Here is an 11,961-nt window from a genome sequence, read left to right as displayed (position 1 = left end):
GGGAAATTCTGGCCGGCGGGACGGAAGTGTACCGACCGGCAAAGTGGGATGCGTGCGAAGAGAGGGCGTTGCGCCCCAGTTCCCGGGAGGGGACAACTGGGCGAGTTGGATGGGAGACTTTTCTGTATTCCACTGAGTCCGCATCCATTCAAGAAAGCAATTCGGCGCTGGAGGACGGACCGGATAGGGGCTTGTCCGGTAAGCGGGACGGTGCTCGAAAGGAAGCTAAATCAGCGATAACTTCCCTCACCCGAAGCCCAGGCCCGCTTATGGTCATCGACGCAAGACAAGTGGACCTTTGGTACAAGGTGAGCTGCATATCAGTCGGTTGAGACCGGAAGTTGCGCGTCCGCACGGACTGTCAGACTTTCTGCGTCCGGAGCGTGCCCGGAGATCTGCGCGCAGGCAAAAGCGCTGCGCCATCCTCCCACATGCGAGAGTGCGAAACGATGCTGTGGATCTCCACTGGCAGACAGTTGGGCTGTGCCTGCCGCGGTCATACGGCGTGTTGACAGCTGTCAACACTGCTGGCCGTATCCGTCTGGATTTCGACCCCCCGGAACCAGGCTTGGTTTTCCTGCGAATGCCCAGATTTGTAGAAGCGACCAGCGTTCGGTTTGGCTGCGACAATGGAACTATGTGCGCCATTGGATGAGCCTGGCTGGCGGTCAGGTCTGGGTGGCAGTGCGCGAGCAGTGGATCATTCTTCGATGCAGAGAATGTGAAGCGGGCAAGACCGCAAGACGGTGGCATCACATTGAACGGAATGTAGGGGGCTTCGGTTGTTTCTGTGGGCAGGCAGTTTGTCTGTGTCTGACGGAGATTCGCGCCGCTGTCGCCGCCCGTGGGCTTCGGCCAAGGCCATTGGTAGCTCTGCCTTTAGACACATGCACAGGGTCCCATCCTCACTAAGATTTCCCGACGCGGGTAGGGTGGCCGGAGTTGCGGTAGCCTGTCATCTCAGCGTCGGAGGAGGTGCGCCATGTTCGAGATGTTTGAGGCTACAATGGATGCCGTTGACAGCTGTCAACTCGTTGCGGAATAGCAGGGCGTCTGCGAAATGATGCTGTTCGGGACGCCGTATTTGCGATGAGCTGTGGAGCGGTGGTGGGCAACCCACCACCTGGCAATGGCCAAGGCGCTTTTGCTGTCCGGCACAGCAGCACCCCTTTGGACGAATGTCAGCGGTGGTCATGGCGTGGGCGGCGCCTGTGGCTGTAGCTGTGGCTGTGGCCGAGTGGAATTGCGCAACCCTTGGCAACGGGTTGCCAAGGGGCTCTGATATCGGGGCATCCCTCGGATGGTCGGAGTGCGCCAGAATTGGCGTGATCATGCAACTCCGGTCTCGCCGGCAAGTTGACAGCTGTCAACACGAAGCCCTCACTCACCTGTTGCCCTTGCCGGCAGGCTAGACAAATCTGCGATCTCCGATTTTGTCTGCTCCCAATTCCGCCCGCTTGGCGCGGAGCGTCAGCCTATCGCTGCCAGATAGCCCCTTGCTGCCGCTTTCAGAGCTGTTATCGGAATAGAAAGGATGCGGTGTTATCCTGGCGATGTTCGGTTATCTCGCGTTGCGAATGGCTGACAAGAGCGTACAATCGCACTGTCAAATCCGTTCGATTCGTGTCCGGTTTGCGCTCAACTGCAACGCCACGGCGCCCAATCTGGCCTGCGTGGCTGACTGATGCAGAAACCCGACGACAATCACTGTAATAATCGGTAAAACCACGCATCTTGTGTGTCGGAAGAAAACGCGCGCTTTTCTTCCGTTTGTCGAAAATAACGTGTGATTGTAATGCGATACGATATCCCAAACACAGTCTTGCAAGCGCTGTTTTCTGCGTCGATCGAAGCTGAAGATCGACTCGCACGGCTGGATGAGCGTGCCGGTCGCCACCCGGTCGCCGAAGGATTCCGGGAGCGCGGTCAGTTCTTCGATGCCGCGAGTGCCCTCTGGGTTGCCGGCGAGCTCGTTCACGTCGAGGACCTCGTGCTGCATGATGCGCATATGGATGCCCGCGCACCAACGCACGAGTTGACGATTGCGCACGCGATCTTGCGGACGCGCCGCCGGATCTGGCTGTCTGACCCGGAATGGGCACTGTCGAGTGGCGGTCTCGGTGTTCTTCGAGGCGAGCAGGTTGTTGCCGGGACTGCGTTGCTTGATGCGGACCGGGGCCGTTCGACCGGAGCGGCGGAGGAAGAGGACGCCGCCATTGACGACGATGCGGGTGACAACCCGCTATCCCTCGAATTTGCTGAGATCGACGCGGCGATCGAGCGGTCGCAACGCCTGCTTGATGAACAGCCGGGCGAACTCGGCGACAGTGGGTTGGGCGGAACGGAGCGCCCATCCGCCCCGGAGCCCAAGGGGCAGCTGGGCCTGCTTTTCGATGACGAGTGGGATGAGGGTGCGCGGCTCGAGGCATGGCGGTCGTTGATCCCCGCGGCGGATCGTCTGCCGGCCTGCCTTGGCGCCGCGATGCTCTTTGATGCCTGGGAGCAGATCGAGCCGCTTCGCAGGCAGCATTGGTTGGGAGGGTTGCTCGTCGGTGCTTATCTGCGCGCCCGCGGCAAGGTGACGTCGCATTTGCTCTGCTTCAATACCGGCCTGAAGACAATCCGCCACGAGCGACGCCGATCGAAAGAGCAGGAGGTCAGGCTGAGGGCTTTTCTCGACGCTCTGGTTCTCACGGGAGACCTTGGCCTCAAGGAACTGGATCGGCTGCTCCTTGCCAAGACCCAGATGGAAATGCGCGTGCGCCATCGCCGTTCAAACAGCAGCCTGCCCAGCCTGATCGAGTTGCTGCTGTCGCGGCCGATCGTTTCCGCGGGACTGGTCGCGCGGCATGTGGGCGTCACCCAGAGGGGTGCTCTCAACCTGGTTCGCGAACTCGGTGCCAAGGAGATGACGGGCAGAGGGCGTTATCGCGGGTGGGGCATACTGTAGCCGGCCGCAGCGCCGGCAACCGTTGCCGCTGATGATATTGGGTCTCGCCAAATTTTGCAGGCGGCGGTTCTCGCTCGCTGAGACGGCGTTTCAACCGTAAGCCACAGGTCGACGATGGCAGCCGTCGACCCGGATCGCGCCGGCGCGATCTGCCGGTCGGTTTCTACTCGCTTGACCGCAATGATTCCGTTCGGCCTCCGGCTGTCGGCAACTAACCGAGCAGGTTACGGATCGTCCGCATAAAGGCACGAGCACCCACGGCGATCAGAGCATCGGGAAAATCGTAGTCGGGATTGTGCAGGCGAGGGTGGTTTTCGCCTGCCCCCAGAAAGAACATGGCCGAGGGGGCGACACGCCCAAACAGGCCGAAATCCTCCGATGCCTTCATCGGCAGCGTCGTCGCGCCGCTGTCATGGCCGATCTCTTCCTCGGCAAGGGCTCGGCGCAGTTCGCCGACGGCCTCCGGCGCATTGCTGCATTGGTGGAAGATGTCCTCGTAGCTGATCGACGAAGCGAGCCCGCCGGCCGCCGCATGTTTATGAACCAGAGCTTCGGCGCTCCCGACGAGGTTGATCATTCGCGCGTCTGTCAGCGTGCGCAATGTCGCCCAGATCTCGGCACGGCCGGGGCTGATGCCGAAGGCGGGCTCGCCAAGGCGCGCATGGGTCACGGTTACCAGTGTGAAATCGGCGTCGAGGCGGCCTCCGGCACCAAGGCCGGTCAGTTCGCCCAGAAGGTTAGCCATGGCAAAGGTCGGGGGGATGCCATCCTCCGGGCAGGAGGCATGCGACGTCTTGCCGGAAAGCACGATCTTCATGCCGCGCGATGCGCAATTGACCGGACCGTCCGCCAGGGCGACGTGCCCCAGCGGCAGGCCGGGAAAGTTATGCAGCGAAAACACGAAGTCCGGCTTCAGCGCTTCGAATTTCGGGTCGGCCAACACGGCGGCGGCCCCAGCCCCATTCTCTTCGGCCGGTTGGAAAAGCAGGATGGCCCGCCCGCGTGCCGGTCTTTTCTGGGAGAGGCCTTTGGCTAGAGCCATCAGGATTGCCGCGTGACCGTCATGCCCGCACAGATGTCCCTTGCCGGCGATTTCGGATCGATAGGGCAGGGGCGAAAGTTCTTCGATCGGCAGAGCATCGAGTTCGGCGCGGATCATGACGGTCGGGCCATCGGCCAATCCTTGATAGACGGCCGCTACCCCATGTCCGCCGAGGTTGGTGACGATCGCGTCCGGTTCGCTTGACCGCAGCGCTTGGGTCACCGTCCTGGCTGTCTCGGCCTCTTGGCCGGATAACTCCGGCCTGCGGTGAAGTTCGCGCCGAAACGCGGTGATCTCGTCCAGTTCGCCACCATTCAAAAACATGCCCAACATCCCAAGCTAGAAAATCTGGCCGCGCCGCAGAGCGCCGCAGAGCGAGCCTTAGTAATGGCCGCGAATGTGAAGTGACGTTTCAGCTCTGTCCACCCGTGAAAGTGCAAAAGGCGGGAGGCGGCCTGCTATACGGAGGACTGGATCCGCGACGAACTGGCCACGGGCCCGCTCAAACCCCCGCCGCTCGAGGAGGGGCGGAGCGCTGGGGCGATGAATCTCGTCTCACAAGATCCTGATGGTGCCGGACCGAGCGCCCACCGGTTGGGGGAGATCGTCCCGCACGAGGCGCAAGGCATCGCTCAAGCCGTCGGCCCGATGTCGAACACTTATCTGCGGGCGCCGCCAACGAGCGAGATCGAGCGTGCGGCGGCGGTCACCAACGGGGCAAACCGTTCTTCGGTTTCTTCTGGCGTATAGCGGCTGCGGGATACCGCGATGTTGATCGCGCCGTAGGGCGTGCCGTTGGCATCCAGCACCGGGGCCGCGATCGACAGGTCGCCGTGGAAGTATTCCTCGAAGGCCGTGGCGTAGCCCTGGGTTGCGGATTGTTTCAGCTTTGCCTTCAGCGCGTCGATGTCCCATGTGGTGTGGGGCGTAAACGGGTAGAGATCCGATCTTTCGAGGATGGCATGCGCGGTGTCTTCCGGCATGCCCGACAGGATAGCGATGCCGGGGGCTGTGCAATAGGCCGGCAACCGCGTGCCGGTGATGACGTCGTTGTTGAGGACATGGCGGCTCATGAAGCGCGACACGAAGACGATGTCGGTATCGTCGAGCACGGTGAGGTTGACGGTCTCTTCGGTCGCTTTGCTCAGGTGCAGCAGATAGGGCATGCCGCGTTCGACGAAGCCGCTGGCGCGGGTGTAGTGATAGCCGAAATCGAGCGCCTTCACCGTCAGCTCAAAGCGCTTGGTGTCGGCGTTCTTGCCGAGATAACCGAGCTTGGCAAGCGTGTGGGTGAAGCGCTGGGCGGCGCTCATGTCGAGCCCGGTTTCCTCGGCGATCTGCGACAGGCTGAGGTTCGGCCGGCGGCCGTCAAAGGCTCTCAGAACCCTGAAGGCTTTCTCCACCGACTGCACCAGCAACGGATCGCGGTCTTCTCCCGACGTTTCGTTCTCGTCTGTCGCAGCCTTGTTCGCCTTGCGCGCCATATATCCCCGGCCCCTGCGGTTTCCCGCATATCGATAACAGAATCGCCAAGCCTAGGAAAAGGCGCTTGACAGCTAAAATAAACATAATCACACTATGACATAACAATTATCGCATTGCAATAGTTGTTTCATTGCAACGGAGAAAATCATGGACCGCTTCATCCTGACTGAACGGCGTGGCGAGGTCGGCATCATCACGCTGAACCGCCCCGAAATCCTCAATGCCTGGCACAGCCCGATGCGCCAACAGCTGGTTGCTGCCTTCAAGACCTTCGAAGAAGATGAGGCGGTCCGCGCCATTATCCTCACCGGTGCCGGCGATCGAGCGTTCAGTGCTGGCCAGGACCTGAACGAGACCCGCACCTTCGACGGCGCCCGCGGCCAGGAGTGGGTGGGCGAATGGGAGCGGCTCTATGACGCCATGCGCTCGCTGTCGAAGCCGCTGATCGCGGCACTCAACGGCGTTGCCGCCGGCTCGGCGTTCCAGGTGGCGCTTCTCTGCGATTTCCGCATCGCGCATCCGGGTGTGCGCATGGGCCAGCCGGAAATCAATTCCGGCATCGCCAGCACCACCGGCCCCTGGATGATGCGCGAGATGATCGGCCTGTCCCGCACCATCGACCTGACGCTTAGCGGCCGGCTGATGCAATCGGAAGAATGCCAGGCGATCGGCATCATCAACCGCATCGTGCCGCAGGAACGCGTCATGGAAGAAGCCCTGTCGCTGGCGCATGAACTCGCCGCCAAGCCGCCGGTCGCCATGCGCCTTGACAAACAGCGCTTCAGGGAGATGACAGAGGCTGGTTTCCGCGACTGCCTCGAAGCCGGCGCTCGCATCCAGCGCGAAGCTTACGCCTCCGGCGAGCCCGCACGGATGATGGAACAGTTTCTCGCACGGCGTGCGGCAAGCAAGGCCTGACAAAGGCTAGGCCGCTTATGGGAGGCGGCGCGCAATCCAAAACAAGAGGGTAGAACAATGACCAACGACAAACGCATACTGATTGATCGCCGCAGCCTGTTGAAAATCGGCGGAGGCCTGGGCGTTGCCCTGGCCGCGCCTGCCATCTTCACGCGGTCCGCATTTGCCGCCGAAGCGCTGACCGTCGCCGATCCGGGCGGCCCCTACAGCCCCGGATACCGCAAGGCATTCTACGATCCCTTCGAACAGGCGACCGGCATCAAGGTCATCAACGTTGCCCGCGACGCCGAACCGACCGCGCAGTTCCGCGCGATGGTCGAGACGCAATCCTATAGCTGGGACGTCTGCACGCTGACACTTTCCGCTCGTGACATTCTGGAGAAACGCGATCTACTGGAGCCGATCAACCTGCCGGCGGCCGACGTGCCCGGGCTGATGCCCGATGCGCTCACCGAACTGTGGCTTGGCGTCGATGTCTATTCCACCATCATGGCCTATCGCACGGATCGCTTCGACGCCGCCAATGGCCCGAGCTCCTGGGCCGATTTCTGGAACGTCGAGAAATTCCCGGGCCGCCGCGCCCTGCGCAAGAACCCGATCGATACGCTGGAACAGGCCTTGCTTGCCGATGGCGTGCCGCTTGCCGAACTCTATCCGCTCGACATCGAGCGCGCCTATGCCAGCCTCGAGAAGATCAAGCCGCATGTCGATGTCTGGTGGACCGGTGGGGCACAATCGAGCCAGCTGATCCAGAGCGGCGAAGTCGACCTGATCGCGCTCTGGAACGCCCGGGCCCAGGCGGTTATCGACGGCGGTGCGCCGGTCAAGATCGGCTGGAACCAGGGTCTTTATTCGATCGAGGGATGGGGCATTCCCAAGGGCTCGCCGCGCGCCGATATCGCCCGACAGTTCGTCAAGTTCTGTGCCGACCCGAAGCAGCAGGCGCTGTTCACCGAGTTCCTCGCCTATGGCCCGACCAACCTCAAGGCCTATGAGTATATCCCGGCGGAGCGGGCCGCTGCCCTTCCGACCTCCGAGGCCAATCTGAAGGTCATGACCATTGCGCGCGAAGACTGGTGGAGTGCCAACCGCTCCGAAATGACCGAGCGCTTCAACGCCTGGATCCTGGGTTAAGGGGAAATTAGATGCTCGCGAAGCCCGAACAAGCCACTCGCCCGAAACTTCTCGTCGACGGATTGGCCAAGAGCTACGGCGCCACCGTTGCTCTGAAACCAACGCACGTCGCGGTCCAGACCGGCGAGTTCCTGACGCTTCTCGGGCCTTCGGGCTCCGGCAAGACCACATTGCTGCAGATGATCAGCGGGCTGGTCCTGCCGACGGAGGGCCGCCTGTTCATCGACGGCAGCAACGAGACGGACACGCCGGTGCACAAGCGCGACATCGGCCTGGTGTTCCAACACTACGCCCTGTTTCCACATCTGACGGTCGCCGAGAACATCGGCTTTCCCTTGAAGATGCGCGGCAAGAGCCGCGCCGAGGTCGACAAGCAGGTCAAGGGCGCGCTCGACATGGTGCAGCTCGGCCATCTGGCCGGGCGGTTCCCGCGCGAGCTTTCGGGCGGGCAGCAGCAGCGCGTCGCGCTCGCGCGCTGCTTCGTCTACCAGCCGTCGATCATCCTGATGGACGAGCCGCTGGGCGCCCTCGACAAGAAGCTGCGCGAGCACATGCAGTTCGAGATCAAGCGGCTGCACCGGCAGACCGGCGCCACGATCATCTATGTCACACACGATCAGGAGGAGGCGCTGGCGCTCTCCGATCGCATCTGCCTGATGAACCACGCCATGGTCGAGCAGATCGGCCCGCCGCAGGAAATCTACGCCCGGCCGCGCACCGCCTTTGCCGCCGATTTCATCGGCATCTCCAACATCTTCCGGGGTCGCGTCGAGCTTGGCTCGGGCGGCGTTGCCCACCTTTCGACCGCAAGCGGCCGCTTCCGGATCGATGGCACCGGGCTTTCCAATAATGCCGAGATGGCGCTGGTGGTGCGGCCGGAGCATCTCGAGCTCGGCTCGACCGGTGCAAACGAGATCAGCGGCCGCGTGGCTGAGGTCGTCTATGCCGGCTCGGAAACCCGGCTGCTCGTCGACATCTCGGCCGAACAGCTCGTTACGGTTCGTGTCCTTCCCGGCAAGGCGTTGCCTGGTATCGGCGACAAAATCACGCTGAGCTGGACGCCCGATGCGGCCGTGTTGGTGACGCCATGACCGCGGTGGCCGTTTCCACTCCGCGCTCTGAGCGCTCTAGCCGCTTCCGCTTTGGGCCGCTTTGGCTCGCAGCGCCCGGCCTTGCCTTCCTTCTGATCTTCTTCCTCGTTCCCGTCGCTCGCCTGATGGGCCTCAGCCTTGAGGATGCCGACACCGGTGCGATGACCGCGAGCCACTATGCGCGGATCTTCGAGACTGACGTCTACTTCCGCGTCCTCCTGATCACGTTCCGTATCGCCGGGCTGACGACGCTCTTCTCTTTATTGCTCGGCTATCCGTTGGCCTACTGGCTGTCGCGCCTGCCGGACCGCACGCGAGGCACGATGATCCTGCTCGTCATGGTGCCGTTCTGGACCAGCTACTTGGTCAAGAGTTTTGCCTGGGTCATCGTGCTTGGTCGCACCGGCGTCATCAACCAGATCGGCCTTGGATCGGGTCTGCTCAGCCAGCCGCTCGAGCTGTTGCACAACGAACTCGGCGTGATGATCGGTATGGTCCATGCGATGGTGCCGCTCGCCATCCTCACCATGCTGCCTGTCATGACCGGCATCGATCGCCGGCTGACGCAAGCGTCGGGAACGCTGGGCGCGACGCCGGCAAAGGGCTTCTGGCTCGTCTATTTCCCGCTGTCGCTTCCAGGCGCTGCGGCCGCCGGTCTGCTCACCTTCATCTCCTCGCTCGGCTTCTTCATCGTTCCGGCCCTGCTCGGCGGCCGTCAGCAGACGATGCTGGCGCAACTGATCATCGTCCAGGTCCAGGAGATCCTGAACTGGGCGTTCGCCGGCGCTCTTGCCGCCATGATGCTGGTGGCGGCGCTGTTGACGTGCTGGCTCTACGACCGGATCTTCGGTCTCTCCAGCCTTTCGGGCGAACCGTCCGACGGCAAGGCCGGCAAGACCGGTTTCCTGCGAGCCCTCGGTCTGGCGACCCTCGACCGGGTGGCAAGCGTCAGCAGCGCCATTGCGTCCGGCAGCCACCGGCTGCTGGGAGCTGCGGTTTCGAGCCGCATGCTCGGCATCTACAGCCTGTTGATGTTCGCCTTCCTGATGCTGCCGACGCTCGTCGTCCTGCCGATTGCCTTTACCAGCTCGCAGTTCCTCGAATTTCCGCCGCCGGGCTATGGCCTGGAATGGTTCAGGACCTACTTCACCTCCGACCTTTGGGTTGCGGCCACCATCCGCTCGTTCGGCGTCGCCTTCGCGACGGCCATCGTTGCAACGGTGATCGGCGGCTTTGCAGCACTGGCGCTTGCCCGCTCGCGCTCGCGCTGGCGGGGCATCATCTTCGCCTTCTTCCTGGCGCCGATGATCGTGCCGCGCATCGTCATCGCGGTCGGCCTGTTCTATCTCTTTGCCCAGATGGGGCTTGTTGCCACCGACGTCGGCCTGGTAATCGGCCACACGGTGCTGGCGCTGCCTTTCGCCTTCGTTGCGATTGCCGCCGTGCTGAAAAGCTATGATTGGCGGCTCGACCAGGCGGCGGCCACGCTCGGGGCAAACCGGGTCCAGGCGCTGCGGTTCGTGACCGTGCCGCTGATCAAGAGCGGCCTGACGGCGGCGTTCCTGTTTGCCTTCATCACGTCGTTCGACGAGCTGACCGTGGCGATCTTCGTCAGCGGCGGCGTTAAGACGACCCTGCCGAAGCAGATGTGGGATGACATGATCCTGCAGCTCAACCCGACGCTCGCGGCGGTTTCAGTCGTCGTCTTCATCGTCGTGACGACACTTCTCCTGGCGGCGGAAAAACTCCGCCGCTCCACCTGACACCACATCCGAGATCCTCCCATGACCGTATCTCTCGAAGGCTTCCTCGGAAGCTTCACGACCAAGGCTGCCCGCAAACCGGAACAGGTGTTCGCCCGTTTCAACGGCGAGCCGATCACTTTTGCCGCCCTCGACGCGATGTCGGCAGCCCTTGCCGCCGATTTGCGCAAACGCGGCCTGAAATCCGGTGACCGCGCCGCCGTGATGATGCGCAATTCGCGCCTGTCGTTTGCCGTGCTCTTCGGCCTTGCCAAGGCCGGCGTCGTCTGGGTGCCGGTCAATGCGCAGCTGCGCGGCGAGGGCCTGCGCTATATCCTGGAACATTGCGAGCCGGGCGTGGTCATCTGCGACGCGGAGCTTGCCGAAACGATAGCCGACAGCGGTGCCGCTCTGCCGGTGGCCGGGCTCATTCTCGCGGGCGAACAGGCAGGCGCGGCGTCGCTCGAGACGATCCTGGCTTCCGGTGCCGCCTTCGGCGATGAGTCGCCTGCCGCCGACGATCTGTTTGCGATCATGTATACCTCCGGCACCACCGGCCGGCCGAAGGGCGTGCTGGTCACGCACGGCATGATCCGGCTCGCCGGCGAGGCGGTGCGCACGCTGTCGGTGGCGGGTCCGGGCGATGTCTTCTTCGTCTGGGAGCCGCTCTATCATATCGGTGGCGCGCAGTTGATCGTGCTCCCGATCATCGAGGACCTGTCGCTTGCTATGGTCGACAAGTTCAGCGCCAGCCGCTTCTGGGATCAGGTACGCACTTATGGCGCCACCCATATCCACTATCTCGGAGGCATTCTGCAGATACTGCTGAAGCAGCCGGAAAGGGAAGATGACCGCAAGCATCCGGTGCGCGTCGCCTGGGGCGGCGGTTGCCCGAAGGAGGTGTGGCCGCTGTTCAAGGAGCGCTTCGGCGTCGAGATGCGCGAGTGCTATGGCATGACCGAAGCTTCCAGCATCACCACCTGCAACGCTACCGGTGTTGTCGGCGCCGTTGGGCAGCCTATGCCCTGGTTCTCGGTCGATATCCTCGACGAGAAGGGCGCGCCGGTGCCGGCAGGCGCCAAGGGTGAGATCGTCGTGAGGACCTCGCTGGAAGGCGCGCTGTTCAAGGGTTATCTGCGCAATCAGGAAGCGACGGAAAAGGCGCTGCGCAACGGAGCCCTTCACACCGGCGATTCCGGCTCTTTCGATGCCGACGGCAATCTCTGGTTCCATGGGCGGCTGACCGACAGCGTCCGCTGCAAGGGCGAGAATGTTTCCGCCTGGGAGGTCGAGCATGTGGCGGCCGCCTACCCGGCAGTCGAGGATTGCGCCATGATCGGCGTTGCCGCCGATGTCGGCGAGCAGGACATCAAGCTGTTCGTCAAGCCGAAGCCCGGCAGCGCGATCGATCCGATCGACCTGTCGGGATGGCTCGCCCATCGGCTCGCGCCCTACCAGAACCCGCGCTACATCGCCGTCGTCGACGAGTTCGAGCGCACGCCCAGCCAGCGCATCATGAAACACCGGCTGCCCGCGGCGCTTGATGATTGCTGGGATCGGCTGGCACGGCAGTAGGACCGAGGTACCGCGGGCGAAACT

Annotated in this window: 8 protein-coding genes; 6 read left to right on the top strand and 2 right to left on the bottom strand. The window is 62.9% G+C overall.

Going from position 1 to position 11,961, the window contains the following annotated elements:
• The first annotated feature begins 1,795 nt into the window (after window positions 1-1,795).
• Window positions 1,796-2,950, top strand: a complete 1,155-nt coding sequence (locus tag BLJAPNOD_RS24815) for an RHE_PE00001 family protein (protein WP_115421788.1) — start codon at window positions 1,796-1,798, stop codon at window positions 2,948-2,950.
• A gap of 211 nt (window positions 2,951-3,161) precedes the next feature.
• Here BLJAPNOD_RS24815 and BLJAPNOD_RS24810 read toward each other — a convergent pair whose 3' ends face one another.
• Complete coding sequence (locus tag BLJAPNOD_RS24810; protein ID WP_115421787.1) at window positions 3,162-4,316, bottom strand: amidohydrolase; 1,155 nt, start codon at window positions 4,314-4,316, stop codon at window positions 3,162-3,164.
• 335 nt (window positions 4,317-4,651) lie between these two features.
• Window positions 4,652-5,476 (bottom strand): IclR family transcriptional regulator C-terminal domain-containing protein, encoded by an 825-nt coding sequence (locus BLJAPNOD_RS24805; protein ID WP_077501648.1) that lies wholly within the window; start codon window positions 5,474-5,476, stop codon window positions 4,652-4,654.
• A gap of 148 nt (window positions 5,477-5,624) precedes the next feature.
• Between BLJAPNOD_RS24805 and BLJAPNOD_RS24800 the strand changes: the two genes are divergently transcribed.
• From BLJAPNOD_RS24800 to BLJAPNOD_RS24780, 5 genes are read left to right on the top strand one after another with little or no spacing between them, the layout of a single operon-like run.
• On the top strand, window positions 5,625-6,395 hold the full coding sequence (locus BLJAPNOD_RS24800; protein ID WP_115421786.1) for an enoyl-CoA hydratase/isomerase family protein: 771 nt from the start codon (window positions 5,625-5,627) through the stop codon (window positions 6,393-6,395).
• A gap of 57 nt (window positions 6,396-6,452) precedes the next feature.
• The gene (locus BLJAPNOD_RS24795) at window positions 6,453-7,529 is read left to right on the top strand and encodes an ABC transporter substrate-binding protein (RefSeq protein ID WP_115421785.1); all 1,077 of its coding nucleotides are present in this window, start codon (window positions 6,453-6,455) and stop codon (window positions 7,527-7,529) included.
• Window positions 7,530-7,540: 11 nt separating this feature from the next.
• A complete protein-coding gene (locus BLJAPNOD_RS24790; protein ID WP_077501653.1) occupies window positions 7,541-8,620 on the top strand; it encodes an ABC transporter ATP-binding protein in 1,080 nt (359 codons plus the stop codon).
• Window positions 8,617-10,383 carry an ABC transporter permease subunit gene (locus BLJAPNOD_RS24785; protein WP_077501654.1) on the top strand — a complete coding sequence of 589 codons (1,767 nt, stop codon included), beginning with the start codon at window positions 8,617-8,619 and terminating at the stop codon, window positions 10,381-10,383. The genes BLJAPNOD_RS24790 and BLJAPNOD_RS24785 overlap by 4 nt, the downstream gene beginning before the upstream one ends.
• 21 nt (window positions 10,384-10,404) lie before the next feature.
• Window positions 10,405-11,937: an AMP-binding protein gene (locus BLJAPNOD_RS24780; protein WP_115421784.1), complete on the top strand. Its 1,533-nt coding sequence runs from the start codon at window positions 10,405-10,407 to the stop codon at window positions 11,935-11,937.
• Window positions 11,938-11,961 lie beyond the last annotated feature (24 nt).

It is taken from the genome of Ensifer sp. M14, assembly GCF_003355565.1.
Taxonomy (GTDB): Bacteria; Pseudomonadota; Alphaproteobacteria; order Rhizobiales; family Rhizobiaceae; genus Ensifer.
The sequence above is the reverse complement of the archived record's forward strand: the minus strand, read 5'-3'. Positions and strand labels throughout refer to the sequence as shown.